The 23,578-nt window shown below is 32.3% G+C and carries 12 protein-coding genes; 7 read left to right on the top strand and 5 right to left on the bottom strand.

Annotated elements, in window-relative coordinates:
* Positions 1–5: 5 nt before the first annotated feature.
* From mtaB to Fokcrypt_RS03495, 4 genes are all read right to left on the bottom strand, one after another.
* Positions 6–1,286, bottom strand: a complete 1,281-nt coding sequence (mtaB, locus tag Fokcrypt_RS03510; protein ID WP_323722149.1) for a tRNA (N(6)-L-threonylcarbamoyladenosine(37)-C(2))-methylthiotransferase MtaB — start codon at positions 1,284–1,286, stop codon at positions 6–8.
* A gap of 300 nt (positions 1,287–1,586) precedes the next feature.
* A complete protein-coding gene (locus Fokcrypt_RS03505; RefSeq protein ID WP_323722148.1) occupies positions 1,587–2,294 on the bottom strand; it encodes a JAB domain-containing protein in 708 nt (235 codons plus the stop codon).
* An 86-nt stretch (positions 2,295–2,380) separates the two neighbouring features.
* Entirely contained in the window at positions 2,381–3,598 is a 1,218-nt protein-coding gene (locus tag Fokcrypt_RS03500) for a hypothetical protein (RefSeq protein WP_323722147.1), read from the bottom strand.
* A gap of 98 nt (positions 3,599–3,696) precedes the next feature.
* On the bottom strand, positions 3,697–4,395 hold the full coding sequence (locus Fokcrypt_RS03495) for an MlaA family lipoprotein (RefSeq protein WP_323722146.1): 699 nt from the start codon (positions 4,393–4,395) through the stop codon (positions 3,697–3,699).
* A gap of 82 nt (positions 4,396–4,477) precedes the next feature.
* Here Fokcrypt_RS03495 and Fokcrypt_RS03490 point away from each other — a divergent pair, with 82 nt between their 5' ends.
* The 7 genes from Fokcrypt_RS03490 (at position 4,478) to Fokcrypt_RS03460 (ending at position 10,088) form a co-directional block, all read left to right on the top strand.
* Positions 4,478–5,125: a VirB8 family type IV secretion system protein gene (locus Fokcrypt_RS03490; protein WP_323722145.1), complete on the top strand. Its 648-nt coding sequence runs from the start codon at positions 4,478–4,480 to the stop codon at positions 5,123–5,125.
* A gap of 11 nt (positions 5,126–5,136) precedes the next feature.
* Positions 5,137–6,030: a lipoyl synthase gene (gene lipA, locus Fokcrypt_RS03485; protein ID WP_323722144.1), complete on the top strand. Its 894-nt coding sequence runs from the start codon at positions 5,137–5,139 to the stop codon at positions 6,028–6,030.
* A 101-nt stretch (positions 6,031–6,131) separates the two neighbouring features.
* The gene (locus Fokcrypt_RS03480; protein WP_323722143.1) at positions 6,132–6,836 is read left to right on the top strand and encodes a hypothetical protein; all 705 of its coding nucleotides are present in this window, start codon (positions 6,132–6,134) and stop codon (positions 6,834–6,836) included.
* A 10-nt stretch (positions 6,837–6,846) separates the two neighbouring features.
* On the top strand, positions 6,847–8,250 hold the full coding sequence (locus Fokcrypt_RS03475) for an MFS transporter (protein WP_323722142.1): 1,404 nt from the start codon (positions 6,847–6,849) through the stop codon (positions 8,248–8,250).
* A 93-nt stretch (positions 8,251–8,343) separates the two neighbouring features.
* Positions 8,344–8,517, top strand: a complete 174-nt coding sequence (gene rpmF, locus Fokcrypt_RS03470; protein WP_323722141.1) for a 50S ribosomal protein L32 — start codon at positions 8,344–8,346, stop codon at positions 8,515–8,517.
* A gap of 12 nt (positions 8,518–8,529) precedes the next feature.
* The gene (thyX, locus tag Fokcrypt_RS03465) at positions 8,530–9,372 is read left to right on the top strand and encodes an FAD-dependent thymidylate synthase (RefSeq protein ID WP_323722140.1); all 843 of its coding nucleotides are present in this window, start codon (positions 8,530–8,532) and stop codon (positions 9,370–9,372) included.
* Positions 9,372–10,088 carry a triose-phosphate isomerase gene (locus Fokcrypt_RS03460; RefSeq protein WP_323722139.1) on the top strand — a complete coding sequence of 239 codons (717 nt, stop codon included), beginning with the start codon at positions 9,372–9,374 and terminating at the stop codon, positions 10,086–10,088. The genes thyX and Fokcrypt_RS03460 overlap by 1 nt, the downstream gene beginning before the upstream one ends.
* Before the next feature lie 38 nt (positions 10,089–10,126).
* Here Fokcrypt_RS03460 and Fokcrypt_RS03455 read toward each other — a convergent pair whose 3' ends face one another.
* Positions 10,127–23,398, bottom strand: a complete 13,272-nt coding sequence (locus Fokcrypt_RS03455; RefSeq protein WP_323722138.1) for a hypothetical protein — start codon at positions 23,396–23,398, stop codon at positions 10,127–10,129.
* Positions 23,399–23,578 lie beyond the last annotated feature (180 nt).

Here is a 23,578-nt window from a genome sequence, read left to right as displayed (position 1 = left end):
ACCCCTTATAAAGGCTCTCCTAACAGCTTCAATTCATCTTTATCTCGCATAACCTCAATAACTCTTACAGGTAAGAGCGTATTCTCCTGCACTAATGTGCGAATACATACTTTACTATTGTTCTCTGTTTTACCTTCATTCCCTTTTTCAAATAGTACATTAACTGTTTGCCCTATATATTTATTGTAATGCTTTTGCAATATACTATCCCCTATTTCACGTAACTTATAAGCTCTTTCTCTTCGTATTTGATGAGGAACTTGAGGCATTTTGGCCGCAGGAGTTCCATCTCTTTGGGAATATGGAAAAACATGTAAATGTGAAATAGCATTCTCTTCTATTAATTTGCAGGTATTATAAAAGTGTTCGTCTGTTTCAGTAGGAAATCCTGTAATTATATCAGCACCAAATGTAGCATCTCTTCTGAATTCTCTTACTATTTTACAAAAATTTGTTACATCCTTAGGAGAATGTCTGCGTTTCATTCTCTTCAAAATCATCGGATCACCCGATTGCATACTGATGTGAAAAAAAGGCATTAATTTTTCTTCTTCTATAATCACTCGCAATAACTTCTCGTCTATTTCTGAAACATCTATAGACGATAGTCTAAGACGTAAAATACTTGGCACACATGATAAAAGCCTTTTTATAGCATCCCCTAGTGTTATCTTTATTGGTAGATCTTGACCATAGTCAGTAATATCAACTCCAGTGAGTATTATCTCTTTATACCCGTAATCAACTAACTTTCTAACACGTTCTACTAAACTACCTAATGGTACACTTCTGTTATTTCCTCTACCAAATGGGATTGTACAAAAAGTACATCTATGATTACATCCATTTTGAATTTCTATAAATGCTCTGGTCCTATTACTTTCAGTTATCACATTATCATCCTCAGATATATGCTGTACTGACATGATATCACCAACTACAACATTATTTGCAGATCCCTTATTCAACATCCTTTCCTTTATATCGGAATACGTCATTTCTTGCATTTTCTCTTTATTACCTATCACAAAATCCACTCCATCAAAATTCTTGTAAAAATCTGGAGATATCTGAGCTGCACACCCAGTCAGAATAATAGATAAATTAGGATTCTTTTTTCTCAGATTCTTTATTGTTTTTCTTAATTTCTTCTCCGCTTCATTAGTAACGGCACAACTATTAATAATGACAGTATCTACAAGCGATGCTATCTGGGCATTTTTTTTAATAATACCACTCTCATATGAATTTAACCGACATCCAAATGTAATAACCTGAACACTCATACTCCATCACAATAAAAATAACTCAACAATCTCTAGTATCTTTAATATAAATGACACTACCAATAAGCACAAATAACAAAATAGAGTATAAATAGAATACCATCACTAATATATAATATCATCTGATTCTAACTAAGAATTACCCAATTATCAGAAAATTTGCGAATAATACTATATCTTATCAATATTATATAACTACACTAACATTTAATTGAACTATCGAATGATCGCTTATTTAGTCTATCTTTAATATTAAAAACTACTACTATAGTAATAATGAAATGATAATTTTTTTATCACCTATCTTTTTACAGAGCTTTTTTTGTATTCTGCACAAAGGAAATCATGATGTACTTTATAACAGTTACGGCTTTTCATAGAATAATATAGTAGCCTAGTTACAATTAAGTGATCAAATAGCTGAATATTGGCTTTACTCAAATGCCCTTCTATTATGCTAGTAACTTCTATATCAGCCGATGAGGGGTAAGGATTTTCACTCACATGATTATGTACTACTATCAATGATGAAGCTCTTTTCCAAGTTGCTAGCTTCACCAATTCTATAGGATACACCGGCACTCTATCTATAGTACCAATGCCTACAACATCTTCATCAATGATTGTATTTTTAGCATCTAAATGAAATATGTACATACTTTCTCTAGGCGCAAATGACATTGTTATTCGACAATATTCGACTAGCTGATTTATATCCCTAGGAATACGTAAGCCCTGAAGCCCTTTAGGAGAAATGAATCTGAAAAATATATCAGACAATAACGACATAAAAAACTCTACTTTCTCGCTAATTTCACTCCGATATGGAAGATAATAACCATGTACTACGCTCGTAAGATTATCAAAATATGAGAGCAACTGCTTTGCTATAACATCTCCCTGCTCCCTTCTTGCCACATATCTACATACATGAGCAAGAAGCTCTTCATCTGTCATAGAAGAGAAATATGCTCTTAAATTTACTGAAGGCAATTTTTTCTGAACCATCGCTATAACAAAAGCACTGAAAGCAATTAATAAAACGAAAAACTATGTAATGTTAACACTTGTTTATGTTAGCATATTTAAAAAGGTTAAAATCTATAAGACAATTCGATAACACCATACAACGATGTACTTCCAGAATTATTTATGGAGGAAGATTCAATTTTATACATTCTATCCACCGACACAGCATCAGAACTAGTACACTCTAAACACTCTCCGGTAATCTTTTCCATAAACTTACCATCTAATATTTTTACATCTTGGAAATCTCTATCTACTCTTGCTCCAACACTAATTACTACATTTCCGGCAGTAACACGCATCCCAGCTATTGCAGTACCGTACATCCCAAACATATCATGTATGATTTGCTCTCCTCGTATACAATAACAGCTTTCTGAACAAGAATTTTTATCCATTACTTTATTAGCAACACTCTCTGATACTACTGTTACATTCCCTATAGATTCGTAACTCATATTGCACCAAAACAATCGACCTTCAACGTACGGCACAAAATAGACGCTACCTTTTGTCTTTAAAGAATTTAAAGAAGGCATCAGTAACTTGGAACTAACACCAAATATCATACCATTTCCACTAACAAAATCCCCAGTAACGATCTTATTGCCACAAAATCCTCCTATAAGTACAGAAAGTCCCCCAGATTTCGACTGCCATAATTCTCTGTTCAGCGATACAGTAAACTCATACAACGAAAGATTTGTAACACTTTCTTCCTCCACTAACGCACCTCCTACAGTATGTAAAGAGTGCCCAATGTTTCTACCGATACTAACACCAACTCCAACTTCATTTTTCCGCTTTATTTCTTGATGTGGTGCATGTAAAGAGTAGTTCAATACTTTACTTGAAACCACTCCATGTTCTCCAAAAACCAAAGTGTCAGCTGCACTTGCGTTACCAAAATTACCCGATGCCGATTTTGGAGCAGAGATTGCCATAATCTTCGACATTTTAGAACTACCCTTCTTTAAATCGGAACTTGCTTTCCCGACTTTTTTCAAGCCATTCACTTTCGGAGTACTGTGTACATTGTACTTTTTTGCAATTGTATACTTCTTTTTTCTAGACTTCAAAGAACGTTTCTTAAACTTTTTATCAGGAAATTTTTCTAAAATTGCTTCACCGTTACACACCTTATCGTAGATAGTACTATCAATACTACTACTATCCACATTCTCAAACTCTTGACTCATAAATACCTCTCCTCCACTGCTTACTTCAGAGGAAAAAACAAAGAACGACGCCAACAGTAAGAAGCATACTTTTGCAATACTCATTACATTATCAAGACATATAGTCAGCGTTCGTTTTACCAGAAAAAATATATTTTGTAAATGCTACATTTGCCACATAAAATGCTTCTAATATAGCAATTTTATCCATTCACTTTATCCGCTTGTAATCCGTATTTGACTACGTAGGCAGCCTTCAAAGCAGCATACTGATCTAGTGAGATATCATTTATATCATGAATAATGTCTAAATTTTCATCAACCGCTACTATCGTTTCTCCAGCAGAAACTGCTATTAATGCTCCAATTGGAAGAACTAGATTTAGTGGATCTAGTATAAAATCCATCGCAAGAGCAAACGTATCTCTTGAACAAGATGGTCCAAAAAGCGGTATTACATTGTAGTTTCCAGCACGAATCCCCCATTTAGTAAATGTAACGGCAAATCCATTTCTAATTTCCGGAATGCCAATTTTTGATGCAACATCAATAGTCCCTAATAATCCCACTGTGGTATTAAACATAAAACGACACATACTCTGTGACGCTGACCTAAGATCACCTTGCAGTAATCCATTCAAAGCATACAATGGCTCTCTCAAATTATAAAAGAAGTTATGTATACAACCTCTATGATATTCTTTATTACTACCTCTTACTGCTTTTGCAACCGGGAAGAGCATCTTGTCACTTACAATAGTATTGAACGTCATTACACTTCTATGTGAATTTTCACACATATCATTCATCTTGCAACATGAATCTTCAACTGCAACGGCACGATGTAGAGTTGAAAAGCAACCACATAAAAAAGTAAATGCAACAACAATTTTACCTAACATCTGAATATTTGACTTTCTCAAAGTGTATTTATAGAATTGTAATGCTACTTGCAGCAGTAAGATAGATCTTAAAGAAATGTCAATGCAAAACAAAGAACAAAATGCCCCTACATGGTACAAAGAATCATATGAGATAGCTGTTGTACAGCGCAACGTTTTGGCAGTATTAGTAGTGTTGTGCTTATTTGGCTTGATAGCATCTGCAATCTTAATAAAGCATATCAAAAATACAGAATCTATAGAACCGTTCGTAGTAGAAATAGATAGCATTACCGGTATCCCGACGGTTGTAAAATCAGTCCCAACTGAAGAGTATTCTACAAACGTCGCAATGAAAAGAGCATTAGTAATGCAGTATATTAGAGCGAGAGAAGAGTACATACCTCAAACATTCAAGTACCAGTACAGAATCGTAGTACCATCAATGTCATCTCCAGCATCTTACGATAGTTACATTGCAAAAAGTGCACCATCTAATCCTCAAAGTCCGTCAGCAATATACGGAGAAAAGGGAATGATTACAGTAGACTGGAAATCAATAGTATTTCTAAATGATAATACAGCTCAAGTAAGAATAAATGTTAACTATCCAGGAAAAGGATCTGTAGGAAAGTTGGTGTTAGTTGCATTTGAATTTAAGAAAAATAGACCTCTTTCAGCAGAACAAGCTATCGCAAATCCATTGAATTTCTACGTAAATCTCTATAGAGTGACTGAAGAAAATACGTAATTTCCAGTATAATGTCGCTTTTTACGTTTGAAAGTGCTAAAAAACCCGATTGGATTAGAGTAAAAGCTCCTAGTGCACATTTTGCTGCTACACAGGATATCGTGAAACGTCACTCTCTTCGTACCGTATGTGAGGAGGCTTCATGCCCTAATATAGGTGAATGTTGGAGTAAAAAACATGCAACTTTCATTATAATGGGCGACATATGTACACGTGCATGTGCATTTTGTAATATCAAAACTGGTAAGCCACAGAAGCTAGAACCTACAGAACCATTCAAAATAGCTAGAGCAGTTCAAGAAATGGATTTAAAGCATGTCGTTATTACTTCCGTTGATAGAGATGATCTAGAAGATGGTGGAGCTTCTCATTTTTCGCAGTGCATAGAACTTATCAGACAGTACTCTCCATACACAACAATAGAAGTACTAACTCCTGATTTTAGAAATAAAGATAATGCTCTAAATATCATAGCTTCTGCGAAACCAGACGTATTTAACCATAATTTAGAAACAGTTCCTAGTAAATATATTTCAATTAGACCAGGCGCTAGATACTTTCATTCTTTGCAATTACTTTTTGAAATGAAGCGACTTGTACCGGAAATTTTCACTAAATCCGGTATTATGTTAGGTTTGGGAGAAACAAAAGCTGAGGTCATTCAACTTATGGATGATCTTATTGCCGCAAAAGTAGATTTCATAACTATAGGACAATACTTACAACCTAGCACAAAACACGTAAAAGTTTCAGAATACATCCATCCTTCTATTTTTGACGAATACAAAACAATAGCTCTTAGTAAAGGCTTCTTGATGGTTTCTTCCAGCCCATTAACAAGATCTTCTTTTCATGCTGAGAGAGATTTTCTACAATTAAAGAAAAATAAAATTTCATCTACATAACTATTTAAATGAGATTTTTCTCTTATTTATATTGTTTTTATGCTGTAAATCGTGGACTATATCGGCTAAGCAAAGGCAAATTTCTAACAAGTTGTACCCATATGAGTAAGATAAACTTCATGCTAGCAATGCTTCTTTGTGTATCCATTTTTCTCAATAAAGCATACTGTGTGAATGAAAAAAACGTGTCTTTCGGCTTCGGTACCAGTACGGGAATCACCGAGCAGATAAGATTCCGTTATTCTGATGAGAGAGGAAGTGTTTCAATTAATGAAGAATTAGGGGAAGTATTGCCATATTATTTTGAATGTAGCTACGGTAGAAATTTTTCAGATATCTCACGTATGAGTATCGATGTGATTTTTTCAAATATACCAATACAAAAAATGGGTGAAAAAAGCCTTCAACCAATTTTAAAATGCTATGGAGTTATGATTGCGACAAAACTTTTTATACCTTCACCTATACGAATGGTGCCATATTTAAACGTTGGAATTGGATATGGTTGGTATGATAGTAGCTCGAAGAAAGATTTATTTTCTAAAGATATGGAAGAATATCTTATGCGTTCTTTTGCTGGTATGAATCTAGAATGGAAGGATTTTAATTTAGATACCATAGAAAAGAGTGGTTTACTATGGAAACTAGGCGCTGGAATAGATTACAGATTAAATTCGAACTTATCATTGTTCCTACAAACAGGCATACTAAGGCAACCAAGCCTTGTACCACATCGCTCGTTTAGTGATAGAGCGGCGATAAGATGGAGAGGACTTTTGTTTGGAGGAGCATCAGTAAATTTTTAGTGTAATACATATGAGTAAGAGTAAAAATAATATTGTTAAGATACTAATAGGTGTATTTTTAACGGTTTTTCTGGGCTACAGACACATTATAAGGTATTCAATAAGAGCCCTAGGTGCTGTTGTTGGTCGCTACATACCACTAAAATATCACAGTGCATTATCGCATAATAGTAAATATCTTAGAATGCTTATTACAGTATTTTTGAGTTGTTTTTACGGATATCAGTATGTTGTGAGAATACTACCTGCAGTTTTGATAAATTATCTTCCTACAAGATATCATATCAGTCCTCATGAATTTGGGTTTTTTGCAAGTATTTATTACATAGCATACTCTATATCGCACATTCCGATCGGGTTGGCATTAGATAGGTTTGGACTAAAAAATGTGATCTTTTTATCAGTATTTTTATTGTCATCAAGTTTAATACTTTGCGTGGTATGTGATACTTGGTATACGGTAGTTTTTGCTAGAATAATAGCAGGAATGGTATCATCCGCTGCCATTCTTGGATGTTTCAAAGCATTGTCTACAATGTTCCAACCAAAAACCTTCAACTTCAGTCTTGGAATTGCAGTAGCAATAGGATTAGCACTAGCCGCGGTTGGTAATGTATTAATGAACAAAATGTTTTTAATGCAAGGATTTGATGCGTTATTCATACACCTCTCAATTATTGGCTTTGGATTAGCATTAATAATCTTTTTATTGATACCAAATTCCAAAAATTTCTCCCTAATCTCATACAAGCAACATAAAAAAAATGATACTAAAGTAACTCTCTCGACAATTCTTTCTGTATTCAAGAACAAGCAAATAATCACCTTATTTTTAATAAATGGGGCAATGATAGGTGTAATGGAAGGATTTATGGATGCTTGGGGTAGTACATTCTTAAAAATGAAGATAGGAATTTCTTCGTTAGAAGCTTCTTATGTAGCTACAGTTATTCTATCTGGGCATGTCCTTGGAGCTCCCGTGATAGGGTATTTAAGTAACAGATATGTAGGATGCATCTCATTAATTAGGTACTGTGGAATCATCTTGTTTGCTCTTCTCATATTCTTTATTGTGGCTTCTCCTAATGTACTGACGTACAGCGTATTAGGAATAAAAACCTGTTACGTAGCACTATTTTTCATGGGAATTGCAACAGCATATCAAATACCGCTAGTAGCCGCTACTATCGCATTGGTTGATTTTAAAGTGAGTGCTCTTACCGGAGCACTTTGCAATATGATAGGAATGGCATTTGGTAGTTTCTTTCATCATGCTATACCACTTATAAATATGCTATGTAACAAAGATATGGAAGGAGCATTATATACACTACTAGGTGGTGTGATCTTTGGACTGTTAGGAACTTTTTATCCAAAATGGTCTTCAAAGCTTACGAAAACTTTTAATCATTGACTTCAATCTATCATAACTTAAGGAGGGGTTTGATATTGCAAATATATACTCCTCAATGTAGTATATCACTCACATGATGTAGTATTTAGCACTATGGCAGTACCTAAAAGAAAAACCTCTCCTTCTAAAAGAGGCACTAGAAGAGCTCATAATGCTCTTAAAGCACTGAACATAATAGTAGACCCAAAGACAGGAAAACACCATCTCTCGCATATGATGTCTGACGATGGTGTGTATAGAGGACGTAATGTACTAAAAAAATCCTAAGCAAAGTGATACATGGAACGTTGTGTATCCACTGAACTCGATAAAGTTCTTGGTAAATCATTTGACGTACTAGATAAGGGCTTTATAAGAGTAATAGATTACATGGGTGATGACAGCTCAGTGGTACAAGCAGCTAGAGTATCTTACGGAAAGGGTACAAAAAAGATGCTTGAAGATCGTGCTCTCATCAGATATCTGATGAGGAATCGGCATACTACGCCATTTGAGATGTGTGAAATAAAATTTCACGTAAAACTTCCAATATTTATAGCAAGACAATGGATGAGACATCGAACTGGAAGCTTTAACGAGTATTCTGCTAGATATTCAATCCTTGATTCTGATATGTATACACCAGAGGATTCAGTTCCGTGCTTACAGTCATCACACAATAAACAAGGACGTGATATTACGGATACGAGCACTTTAGGAGTACAAATGAAAGATTCTGCTAAAGAAAATAGTGAGAGAGCATATAAACTTTACGAAGAGCTATTAGAAAAAGGAGTAGCAAGAGAAATAGCAAGAATCGTATTGCCGTTAAATTGCTATACACAATTCTACTGGAAGGTGAATCTTAATAATTTAATGCATTTCATTAAACTACGCATCGATAAGCATGCTCAGTATGAAATAAGGCAGTATGCTGAAAGATTGCATCATATCTTACAAATATGGGTGCCAACATCATTTGAAGCATTCAATGACTACCTGTTGAATGGCGTATATCTCTCTGAGAAAGTTATGGTAATATTAAAGCGCAAAATAAATGGAGAAGATCTAAAATATGAGGATTCTGGATTATCAAAACAAGAATGGAGTACTATAGAAAGTCTTTTTATCCGAGCTGAATAATGATCAGAAACTTTTTTGTAATTGCTAACTGGAAAATGAATGGCTCATTATCGTTCGTACATCAGATTAGTTCATTTGTAGAAGAATGGAAAGAAATAAAAGATATAGCTCTTAGTCAAAGTTCGGTACATATTAAGATTGTAATATGCCCTCCATACCTCTATATACCATCGTTACATGACATTATAGCATCGCTAAATCTAGATATAATTTATTTAGGCGCTCAAAATTGTAGTGAGCATGAAAGTGGCTCTTATACCGGAGAAATAAGTACTGAAATACTGAAAGAATTTGGATGTTCTTATGTAATACTTGGACATCAAGAAAGAAAGAAGATATACGAAAATAACGATATCATCATGAAGAAGATTGAAATTGCTAAGAAATATGATATCGCACCGATACAATGTATCAACGATCATGATATACAAAATAAAGTAGCTCTATCGGGCGATATAATAGCATATGAACCTACCAAATATATAGGTGCTGCTGAATGTGAGTCGATAGATAAAATATCATCAACTATACAATTAATAAAAAGCACGTATATAACTCAAGAATATGGAAAGAAGGTAGTATATGGCGGAGCAGTAAACTCTGATAATATACGCCCCCTATACCAAATTACTTCGTTAGATGGTGTACTAGTAGGAAGAAGTAGTCTTAATTACAAGGAATTTACAAAATTACTATATGGTATAATACGAGCATGAGATAAATCTTTCTCTTAAACATATTTACTGATGCAACTTTATACAACAGCATCGTACCAAGGCTCTTCTTTTCCTTCTTCCACTACAGTTTGATACTCGATTGATTCGTCATTAACATCCGAATCAACAGGCTTTTCATAATTTAATGAAAAAATCTCCTTATTTTGAAAGCTCTTTTGTAGCTCATCTCCATCAAAATACTCATCTTGCTCATGTGAGAAAGTATTAACAGAAAAAATTGCATCTTCATTATAATTCATCTCTTTCGCAGATCGCTTATTACGCAAAAGCATTTGCTGCATTTCTGTATACAATCTAGCATCCTCCTCTTGTATATGATTATTCAGATTAGCTTTTAAGTTCTCTATGTTTTTATCTATTGAAGTGACTTCCCTATCATATTGTAATTGCATTTGTTCTATTTTCTGCCAGTAATTTATACGTGCATTTTTCAGCGATTCAAAGATTGTTCTTATCTCTTCAGGAAGAGATGTTTTAGAAAAAAATTCAACTAACTCTGGACTTTCATCAGCATATAAGGCATCTGCTTCTTCATACTTTAATCCTAAGTTAATAAGAGATTTCATATCACTTTCCCTCCCAATAGTATGTAACTGATTTTCTAATTTCTCAATTTTCATATTAATAGTATCAAATGCTATTTTTTGTTTACCAACACTCAATAACTTCTCTGCATATGCAGTACTATCAGAAAAATTTCTTAGAGCACTTTCAAAATCATTTAACTTCTGTGCGCGCTCATTTTGTTCTTCTAAAGAATACTTTAGCTCTATAGGGTTACCTAAAGAATCTTGTGCAAGTTCCTTAAAGCTTTCTAAATATTTCACTGCTGCCATCATTAAAATTTCATACTTCTCACGAAATTCTTCTCGTGCTTTATTTATAAAAGCTGATGCATCTTTCAATGCTATATCATCTTTACCTTGCTTTAATAAAGCCTCTGCTTCCTTATCCTTGCACGCTACTTTTAAGCTCTCTACTTCAATAGCAATTTCTTGATTTATCATAACTCTCTTTGATATCTCACTGCTAAATGTAGTAATTGTTTTCGCTAAATTTTTAATCTTACTATCATATACCATACTCTTTTGTTTTAGAATCTCGTATCCTTCTATGTTCTTAGGAATTTCATTTTCACCTAATTCCTGATATATAACATCACTCAATTGAGATAATAAACTATTTTCATGCATTCTGAACGATTCACGAATACTCTTTACTGCACTCTTCAATTTACGCTGAATATCCGCCCAATCTTCTTTTTGTAAATCTCTTTTTCCTTTTAATATTTCGAACCTTTGCTGACAAAATAATATATCATCTTCTATGTTAACTTTAAGCGATGTGATTTGCTGGGTTATATGCTCCTTAAACTTAACTATTGCTTCAAATTTCTCACAAAGCTTATTATAAGTAATGTTTTCGGATGATATCGCAAGCAGAAGTATTTTAGTCGTTTTAACAAAACTTCTTGATAAAGTTATTTTTTCTAGCGCTTTTCTTATTTGACTATTGCCATAAAGTATAGAATTTTCTTTTAAATAATCGCTATTGATAGCTGCCAAAAAATACTCTTTTTTTTCTTCATTCCCTTCTATGTATTGCTCGTAGAGTGAAAGACATCTAGCAACATTCTCATATACTGCAGCTTTTTCTTTCAATTTATCGGATTTTTGTTGAAATCTTTGCTTCTCTACTTCTAACGCTTTTACCTTTTTCTCAAAATAAATTATCTCTTCTTCATGCTTTGCAATTTCTCCAATTTGTCGCGTAAGCTCATTCGCTTTATTTGGGCTTTTCTCACTTTCAATCACCTCGTGAGTTTTAAAAGCATTCTCCATTTCTTCCATTTTTTTACTTATTTCTTCATAGAGCTTTTTTATATGAGGTGTTATTCTTTTCTCTACTCCGCTAAATTCACTCGCTTTATATTTTAAAATAGAAGCTCTTAATGGATTTAAGGCTTTAATAGTAATATTATACATTTCTTTTTGTGAAGAATCTGTTTCTAATTTTAAGCTGCTAATGATACGCTTTCTGACATCCAAATTATTTTCGATACTTCTTCTCTCCCCATCAATTATAAAGGCATTCTTCTTCAAGATCTCAATTTCTTGATCGAGATTCGCAATCATTTTTGAATATCTTGCATATTCTTCTTTAGATCTATCTTCATCATATATTCGTAATCCACTCTCCTTAAGGAAATTTTCTAGTAAACTGAAATACAGGGACGCTATAATATCACTATTAGAAATAATACCTACTTTATTTAACGCAGCTTCTAACTTAAGTTCAATTATCTCTTCCTGTATACTTAAGCTTTTCGCTTCATCATCTTGTATGAGTGCCAGTTGCTCTTGCAATTTCACCAATTTCGGGTCTTCGAAAACTTCTGCCTCAGCAAGATTATTTATTTTCAAAACAACTTCCAACTGAATCGTCTTAATTTTATTAGATATCGATAAAATATCATTCTGCCTTTCCAATTCTTTCTTTTGTAATTGTAGCTTCATCAAATTACTCCTCGCTTCAATTAATATTTTAAGATCACGATTCTGAAAGAGAATAGAGCTATTCGTAGTATAACTTACTTCCATTTCTCTGATCATATCAGCAATATTTGCTTGTAACTTTTCTTCTTTCCTTTCATATAATTTCGAATCGGATTGAAACTTATTTTGCTTTATAACACTACTTTGTAAATAACTTTGTATTTTTTCGGCATTTTTTACAGGATTTTCATTATATAAATGCTGTGCTCTTGCTGAATCTTTATCATGCGCATTCAATCTCCTACTAAAGCTTTTTCTCGCACTATATTCATCCACAAGCACGTATGCATTTTCCACTTCCTTGAAAAGTTCATATAGTCGTAACATACCTTTCTGATTAAGCTGTTCAGTATTTCCTGACAAAACCTTTGATAGTGTGAGAATTTTTTCTTCTATGTGCTGCCTATCTTGAAATAAATTCTCTATCGTTTGGTTTATTTTAACGAGCTTTTTATTATATAAATCTAATGTATTATTATCTTCTTGCAGCATTTCACGGTGCTTTTGTAGTAGCGTCGTGTTAGTGAAAAAGTTTTCTTCTTTTCGTAAATACTCTTCCCTAGTAATAAACTCTTTTTTATACATTCCATACAACACTTCTACTGCAGTAAGTTTTTTAAGTTCTTCCAACATTTTTTTCTTTTCCGCTTCTTCGCTTAGAACTTTCTTCTCTCTTTCTAACTTACCAATATAATATTCATGGGCCTGATGTTCTTTTATCAAATCCTTTTCGCTCCTTCTATATTCTTCTAGAAGAATATAGTGCGGTGCCAACTCTTGCACCATTTCTTCTAATATACCATTCTCTTCTTGGTATTTTATGTATAGTTCATCTATTTCCTGATTAGCGATATCAATTTGATCCTCTAGATTCAAGAGTTCTTTCTTATTTTCTGAGATTGCTCTCATTACAACAGTATGCTTATCCCGTAATACAGAAATCGCTAAAGTCACTTCTCCTATATTTTTATCGTATTGAGCATATTTTTGCTGAGAAGCATTCACTATATTTGTCGGAATAGCATTTTTAATACCCAATTTCTTAAAACATTGATCTATTAATTCTGGTAGCAATTGCTCATAATATTGCTCAATCATTAATCCTTCTTGTATAAGATCATCCGCAGTGTTTTGATACTTTTTCTGTAAGGAAAAAATACTCTTCTGCACCTTCTCTAGATTATCAGATGCTTGCTTAGTAAATTCATCATACAAAATAGAACCGTTACGTTTTAAAATCTCTTTCTTAATTTCTCTTATAGTACTACCGCTCATTTCCTGCAACTTACTGAGCAACTCCTCATTAGTAGCGAGGACAGATTCCATTTCTATTTTTTGCTTTTTCAAATTTTCCATTTCTAGATTTTCCCCTTCAGTACGAATCATTGCTTCATTTAATAAAGAATATCTAATATTTATCTCTTCTATTTTCTTTTTATCACTCTTTATCTCTTTCATTAAATCTACTAACTCCTCTAATTGACGCAATTTTTGATAATACCCATTAGTAGCATTATTAATACGTACTTCATTATCTAATATTTTTTTCTCCTCACTGCAGAGAATTAATAATTTCAATTTTTGTTCCTCTAATTGCGCAAGCTTTTCCTCTATTTCATCTCTTTCCAAAGAAATTTTTACAATCTCACTATTATGATGTGCTATACTAACATTACATTTTCCTATTTTTTGCATTGCTTTTTCAAAATTTTTCCCATTTGCTGTTTTTTCTATAGCATTTTTTATTTGCAGTAAGGTGTCACTTTTTTCCAGATTTACAGTTTCCAGTTTCTCCGATAATACAACGACATTGTCAGATTCTAAATTCGTAAGTTGCTGATATATTTCAGTTACGGCAAGTTCTATTCTCAACATTTCTTTTCCTGATAACATAATTTCGACTTTTGCATCATCTGCATTTTTTAATGCAATTTTTTCCATACTTCCTACATTTTGTAGTTCTTTCTTAGCTGCATCGTTTAAATTCTTCATTTCCGAACACAAGGTACTCCTTTTCTCATTTTTAGATAAATTTCCTGCAGTAGATTCTACTAGTGCAACACATGCTCCAAGCGATGAGATCATTTTTTTCAGCTTTTCCTTTAATACATCACTGCGAAATGCAATACTATTCTGGAACAATTGCTCCATCTTCATATTCTTAAAAGAATCACTACTATTTACATGAAATCCTCTTAACAAGCTTTTTAACTGAAGCTGGAGTGAAGCAATTTCACTGTTTATTTTTTCTTTCTGAGAATACAGCATATCCGATAGATGAGCTTCAGCTAATTGTGCTAAATTCTTCACTTTATTCGCACGTGATATTTTATACTCTCCTTCCAGTTCTTTTTTAGCATCTATAAGCTGCTTATTAAGAAAACTCCTTTCTCTCCACAATTTCTGAATATCATTATTATTGCTGTATCTCCATAAATCTTCTCTTTGTCGCTCTAATTGCATCAAACTTTCTTCACGTGCCAATATATCAGAAAAGAATTGTAACTCTTTTATTATTACCTGTTGCAACTTATTCTTCTTCAATAAGACTTCTTTATCATATGTATCACCATTTAATTCTCTGAATTTTTCGATCATTTTGAGCACAGTATAAATTTTATCATTTCCAGCAACATGAGAAGTTTTGCTTACTTCAGATAAATAAGTCAGTATTTGAGTATGATAATAATCAATCTGCATTTTCATATCTTCAGGAGTTAACTCAAACGAAATAGCAATCTCTAATTCATTCCATACATTCTCCATCTCACGATGACGAAAGATTTCTCGTATTACTCCTTCACTCGAAAGATTTTCACGCTTTTTATTATACTCTCGTTGCTCCGCTTCTAGAAATTTAAGTGCACTTTTATACAGTATAAACATTTTCCTCTTTTCTTCTTCAACATACTCGTATCTCTCATTAGTAGCCTTATTCAAATTTTCATGCTTTGAGATACGTTCCATTTGTTTCAACTTTGCTTCCAAATACGGCACTACGTTTTTTATCGATTGTGGAAGCTTTTCTATTAAATTCTTTGAACGTTCATTATTCAACAACAAAAGTAATTTTGTTATATAAGATGAATATTCTGTTGATCCTTCTTTAAGATAAATCACCTTACTATCAAGGAAATTATGTAAAAATGTCGAAAATTCAGATAAATATGCTCCCTGTTCATCTAACCATCTTCTATATATCATCTCTTCCATCTCCTCTCTCTTATGCTTTTCTTTTAAATTCTGAAGACGATCAAAAGCACTACGAATAGATGGCATTTGACGATAATGCGGTTCATTTACAAGAAATTCTTCTATATCCTGACGCACTTTAGCTATTTTCTCCATTCCCTTAATAGCTTTTATTCGTGAATTAGGAAAGCTCTTCCATTCGCCCTCAAATTCCTTCTGTTTTAATGCTATTTGCTGTTTTTGTTCTTTCATCTCACTATAAAGGTATTGATCTATTAAACCCCAAATAGCCTTATAATAGTTATTCTTATCCATCTGCTCTAAGCGCATTATTTCCTCTTTCTGAGTTCTTTTTTTTACTTCATTGAATGTTTTTCGAATATCACTCATTGCTTGTTCATAAAAAGACAATATATTCTCGTATGCGACGTTTACTTTATTACTACTGTGTAATTTTTTTAAAAATTTAAGCGCCTCGCTTTTCTTTTTTTTCACAAATTCCATTTTCTGATCCTTATTCTCCAAAAGGATAATAATTTTACCTAAACTATCAGTTAAGGATTCTTGTTGCTTAAGATCCCATTCTTTCAGCTGTTCTGAGACTTTTTTATTATTTTGATTATCCATCTGAAGACGCGCAAGAATTTTACTCTTTACATCATGATATAACTTAACAGTCTTTTTATATTCCTCTTCCTTCTTAGGAATAGTGGAATATTTTAATTCTCTTTCCATATTAGTTATCTGATTTTGCAAACCAGTTAACCGATTGCTTTCTTTTAAAAGCAATGTAATTTGCACTAAATTAGTACGTAACATTGCAAAATCTTTCACTTCTTTATTAAAGAGCTTATCTAATTTTACTAATAACAAATCGTTAGCTTTATTACTTTCTTGAATATTCTTAATGACATTAGCTTTCAACTCTTTATACGATACAATCGCTTCTTCATGCTTTTTCACTGCTTCTTTATATGCTACATGATCTACATCACCTTTTTCATTTTGAAATTGTTTCAATATAGCATTCATCTGTTGTTGTCCTACCAACCAATTAAATTCCTCATCTTTCTTTTCTGCCATAAGAGCAATCACTTCTCTTAAATATTTACGTGCTGCTTCATAATTAGGAGCTTCCAGAGCTTCAATATCAACCACTTCCAATTGTTGTAAAAGCATATTATTATGTAAAATATCTGCTTTGACATTTTCAAGAATATCACTTTTTGATTTTTCATATGAACCGAGAATTTTCTGATATTCATCAGAAGTTTGCTCAATTCTAGGGTTATTTAACTCTCCCAGCACATTAGTAATAGAGTCCTTTTCTTTCTGTATAAGATCAATTTCATGGCCATTACTTTTTAATAAAGTAATGATCTTCGTTAGATAGCTACCTATTTTTTGATTATTAGAATTCTCTATACTATCAAAAGATAGCATTTTCAATTTTTCAGAAAGTTTCTCATTAATTAATGTAGCAAGATGAAGTGTTTCAATGAGATCATTTCGTGTTTCTCTGCATTTTAAAATAGCATCTTCATACGCGATATCATTGGAATCTATTTTTTTCAATACTTCACGCATCCCATATATGTATGGCTGTACAGGCTCTATCTTCCAATCTACTCTCACAAGAGCCTCAACTGCTTTTAAATAACAATTTACTTCATCATAATTATATTCATCATTAGCTGGAAATTTCAGCGCCATAAATTTTTCCAAGAGTACTTTTTCACCATCTTCCTCAAATTTTGCAGCAAGTGTATTTTTTAACTCTTTGCAGATCTCAACAGCTTTTTTATATGCAACTTTACTTTTCATTTGTTGTAATTTTATCACCGCAATACTTTCTTCACTATCTTTTTGAAAATTCTTTAATATTGGTAAAACATTTTTTTTCCACTTAAACTCTCCATCTACGATCGCATTCATTAGTACATCGTTCAATTTTTGAATTGCTTCATAGTAATAAATGCTACTTTCTTTCTTTTTCTCCTTCAGTTTAAAGAGAGCTACAATTTGAGGATCATTATTTATGTTTAAAATTTTCGAGAAGTAGATATTAATCTCATCTCTTTCTTTTATTATTTCCTCAAATATAACATTCAATTTCATGGCTTTCATAAACCTAGAAACTGTTCGCAATTCCCATCCCCACGAAGAAAGCTCGGTATAGTAATTTATCCTTTCTTCATCAAGTTGAGCGCATTTTTGTTTCTTTTCTAATATCTGCAATGCAGCTTTCTCATCTAAGCTTTGACTTTCTTTTATCTCAACTGTAAGAATTTCTACTTCATTTCTATCGAGACTTTTCTTTATCTGCTTCTCTTTTTCAGATCTTTTTGCCATTCTCAACTGTTTCTCTTTCTCTAATTTGCGAATTTCATCTAAAAACGCATTCTGCTCTGAACATATCTGCTCTATTGTTCTACCATTTTTAAAAGCCCCCATAGCTTGGATGACTTCTATATACGAGTCATAATACTCTGGCAAATTAAACTCCGTTTCATGCTCTATTTTTATATCTCGTAATTTTTGAAGCATTTTTCCTATTTCCCATGATTGGACGCTTCCTTTACTAGGATGTGTTAGTAATGTTAATAGGTTATTTAATAGTTTCCATACGGTCAAATCATGCATTCTTACACCAACATATTGTGAAGCTAACTCTTCGTGCTTCATCGCTTTCACATTTTGCTGATTCTGTAATTTAACAATACCTGTTTCTGCATGAAGTATCATATCAGGCTTACTTTTTCTGAAGTTATCTAATGCTTTATAAATGTCACTATAAGGCACAAGTAAGGAAGTTTTTGCAGCTATATGCTCCCTATTTTTCATATTCGTGATAATACTCTGCATAGCTTTATACTTTTCTCCATTCTGGTCTAACATCGCAGCTCTACCACTTATACTTGTTGCATCAAATTCCCACTGCTCTATTTCTCTTATTCTTTCCTGTATTTCAAAATCTCTTTCCTTATTTGGAATTGTATCATCCTTACCGTCAATATTTCTTAGTTTTACTAATTCCAGCCACAATAGATCAATTTTATACTCATTTACTTTCAACTCTTTCACCATATCTGCTCTGTTGTATTCGATCATTTTTAACATTGCTAATCTCTCATAGTATCCTTCTTGATCTTTTAAAAACCCGAAATCATATCGAGCTATTTTGATAGCATGATCTAACTTTTCTATCTCATTACTACAATGCATACGATTCTTCCTTACTTCATGCAAATGTTGCTTCACTACACTTATTTCCTTCAATGCTACAGGTGCTAATTGCTCTTTTCCGACATAAGCTTCTCTTCCTTTTATAACTCTAGTACTATGCATATCTATCAAATGAAGTTCATCATAAGATTTTCGAATATCATTACTTAACTCAAATTGCTTCTGCATCAATGATTGCAACATCAATGACGTTTCATACTCTTGTTTTTCTAATACGATATCAGTTTTCTTTAGCCTTAATAACACTAATATCGCTCTACAATCCATTATATTTTTGGATATTGAATCCACATCTTGAATCAGTTGCGATATATGTTGTTCCAAGGACATTTTTTTCTCAAAGATAGGTATATCTTTATTTACAGAACTGGCATGTTCGTATTTAGCAGTCCACTTTTTGTAATCCATACGTAAATTTACTTCATCATTAGCAACATATTTTTCCTCTATACACATCGGATATTTAACTTTTGGCGCAGGTATTAGACTTGTTACAGTAGTTGCTTCTTCATGTATGAAAAGTTTTAACCTCTCAACATCAGAAGCATATTTTTGACTCATATGTAATGGATGCTCATTTTCACCTTCATCTTCACTCTCACTTTCAATATTCTGTTCTACCTCCTCCATTTTTCGTAAAATATGCGACATATAATCATCACTCAATGCTCCAAAAGGCTTTAGTTCGAGAAGATCATCATTCTTAGCAATGTTCTGTTTATTTTTAAGAGCTTCAGAAACAGCCTCAGAAACAGCTTTAATATCACTTGAAAGTAGCACTATCCTTTCTTGTATGATTACTTGTTGAGTTTGTATGATAAAAGCATTGGTCTCATCAATAGATTGTCTAATTAACTTTTCCTTTAATTCTAGAGCAGGTCTAACTATTTCCCATGGGTCTCGATTTTGTATCAATTCTTTAGCCATTACTATTTTATTCCTTAGCACGTCAATTGCCCTTTCTTCAAGAAGAATAGATGCTTTCTTTTTTTCCAAATATTCAATTTTCGTACTTAACATTTCATCGATTAAACGGATTTCTTGTTCTTGTTTCTCGATAGATTGACGTACGATATCCGAAATATTTTTTACCTCTTTATTTTCATTTTTTATTTTACCTAATATTAATTGTGCATCATTTTTCTTCTGCCTTAGATTGTTAAAATTGTTTTCTTCTTGGAGAAACCAAGTTTTTTCTTCTTTTAATAACTGTTGCTTTGCCTCTAATTCATCTTCTAAACCAGCTACCTCTTTTCCTACTAATTCATACCTTAGCGTATTCAATGCTTCCATCTCCTTCTTTCTGCAATTAGTAATATCCTCTTTCTCCTTTTTAATCTTAAGTAATTCAGATTTATTATTCTCTTCCTCTTGTGGAGTAACTGCTTCAAGGATAATATTCTCTACTACTTTTGAGATGGTAATATTATAAAGATAGCTCTTTTTATTTTCTTGTATCACTACATTATAAAGTTCTTCCACTTTCCGTAACATTTTTAAGAATTTTTCTATTTCTTGCATTTCTATTTCAAACGGCAGCAATTTTTGTCGCAGTCCTTCTATATCATTCTTTATACTTTTTAACTGCAAAAGAAGTTTTTCTTTTTGCTGCTCAAATTCCGTAATATTACTCTCAGCTTTATTAATTTCATTAAGAAGCTTTTCTTTGAAGTCTTCTTGAGAATAGTTTATATCCAATTCCGCATTTACTTCGGAATAGATATAAAATTCAAGAGTTAATTTTTCTAAAGCTTCTTTATCACGTGTTCCTTTTTTCAGAATCTTTATACTTTTTAATTTTTCTTCTACTGCATTTTTTAGTTTTGCAGCGCTGTTCTTATCAGTAAGTCGAGCTAAATAAAACTGCTTATCATTATCTAAGTAACTTTGTTTTCTTTTAGATAATTCAAGCGACTCTTTTGCATGAGAAATACTATATAATGTATTCATTAAACTTCTCGTCAACTGCACTATAGGAAATGCAATATCTGGTATCTTTTTTATTGCTCCATACACTTCTTTTAAAGTATTTTTAGCTTCTTCACTGTGAATTTTTTGTAACTTCTGAGATAGCACACTCCTTTTTATAAATTGTTGCTCCACTTCCGGAACATGTTCTATTACATCAATCTTACTAATTTTGTGCCCTATTTCTCCGAACATCTCTAATACATCATCATTTATGCCAATTGAATTTAGCCTATCCTGATACTCCTCTAACTGAAAATTTTCGTTTTCAATGTCATACGTTATATCATCCACATCTGGAAGAGAAGGCATCTTTTGTAGGAGATTACCAAGCAACACTTCTCCTATATGAATCCTCGCTAGAATTGAATTATATATAGTAACTGTTTTCTCTATCTCTAATTGATAATTATCAATTTCTAAATCAGGTTCTTTGTTTATACTCTTCTCTATCTCTCCTTCTGGAATTTTCCAATTTTTAAATAATTGCCCTGGTAAATCTACATCATCGACTTTTATATATGCTTTCTCGTATAAATCTATCTCTTTAAGAAGCTGCTCTTCTTTTTGTTTTATTTTTCTCTTCTTTTCTTCTACAATTTCCAATTGTGATTGTAGTTCACTTATCTCTATATGTGATCGTAGTTCACGTACTTCTATATTTAGATCACCACTTTTTGATATAGCATCTTGTCGAAGAATTGCTTGTATAAGTAATGCATTTTCTATCTTTTTCACTATTCCAGAAATTTCCGCTTCTAATACCGCATTGGACGAATAGCAATCTTTCAATTTTACTTTAGTTAATTCTACTGCTGTAATTAGCTTCTCTAATACTTTTAAATGCTCATCATTTAGTGATTCTGCTTGTTCTTTTATTAAAATTTCATTTGATGTAATAAGAGCTTCAATACCAACAATTTCTACTTTTAACTTTCTCCCTTCAGCTTCTTTTTGCAAAATACTTTCTTGAATCTTTTGTAATGTACGATGCTTATGAAGTTTATCTTTAGAGTGCCAAATTTTATATAATCCACATAACTCACTTTCTGTAAAATTAGGTTTAATTAAGCTATTCACTTCACTTCCAGTAGCTAAGTTTAAATCTCTTGCCTTTCTAATTACATTACTTTCAATAGACTGGATAGCTTCTATAGTAATATTTTGTTCAGTATTTATTGAAACATCTAAACTGGATAAATATCGTTCTATGGCTTGAAGATTGCTTAATTTTACATCTATTTTATCAAGATTCACCTTTTTTAAAGCCCAAATAGAATAACTCTCCACTATTTTTTTTCTAGTTAACAAAACAGCTTCTTGTACCGAAGGTTCATTATCAAACCATTTTTTTCGTTCTTCATTCAAATTTTGCAATTCTTTTAATAGCTTTTCTTCTTCAGATGTTCCTTTTGATAATTTAAGCTGTTTTCGCAACATCGTATCTTTCTCACAAAGCTCTTTCATTTTCATGGAATGCTTAAGCATATCATGCAACTCTTTAGTACGTTCATAATATCTTTTAGCTTCGTAAAACTCTTTCAAATAAGATAATAATAGCTCTTTTTGTAACTTATTTTTCAAAATTTCAAATTGAGTCTTCTCGGAAGCTAATAATAGCTCTTTTTGTAACTTATTTTTCAAAACTTCAAATTTAGTCTTCTCGGAATCTATGTTAAGAGCAGCATCGTACTCTATAACACCAAGATCCTTTAACGCATCTGATAATTTCGATATATTAATATCTAATGATTCAATATGAGCTTCCAAATTTTCAATATCCAGATTTACGCTATTTAAATGCTCACTATTTTCCTTTTCAGCTGTGTTCCATGCTAATACTACTTCCTGCGAAAAATCTTCAACATCTTTCTTTAATGGATTATTAAGAGAAATTTCAGAATAATCTCTTGCCAACTTCTGATATTCGAATAGTACTTCCTTTAAATTTTTTACTCTTTCCTCTGCAAAATATATCAACTTAACTTTCTTCGCTATTTGCTTCACAAAATTAAGTTGTTTCTTATATATATTGCATTCTACTTCATTTTGAAGAGGAACAAGAGACGAACAATACTTCAAGAAATTATTTAAAAGTGACTCATAATCCACAAGCTCTTCCATTCTCAGATTTTTTCTCTCTATTAAAATAGCATCATTTATCTCTTTCAATGCTTCTAACTCCTTCTTTTCTACTATAAGTTCAGATATTAATTTCTCCTCTTCTTCAAGCTCCTTTATTAGGTTCTGAATATCAAATCTTACATACTCAAAATCATTCATTAGTTCAGCTTTAGCTATAATTTGCTCTTCCTTTATTTTTTCCATCTGCTCTTTTTTCTCGATAACCTCTCTTTCTAAAGCTCTTTTTTTAAGCTCTTTATCTTTTAAATTTCTGAAATAATTTAGTATTTTTTGAGATAAATCTTCACCTTGATAAGTAAAAAGTAAATTATTTTTCTCCTCCTCTTCTATTCTTATTTCTTCGTAAGAATGAAGTATCTTATC

Source organism: Candidatus Fokinia cryptica (assembly GCF_034359305.1).
GTDB lineage: Bacteria > Pseudomonadota > Alphaproteobacteria > Rickettsiales > Midichloriaceae > Fokinia > Fokinia crypta.
The sequence above is the reverse complement of the archived record's forward strand: the minus strand, read 5'-3'. Positions and strand labels throughout refer to the sequence as shown.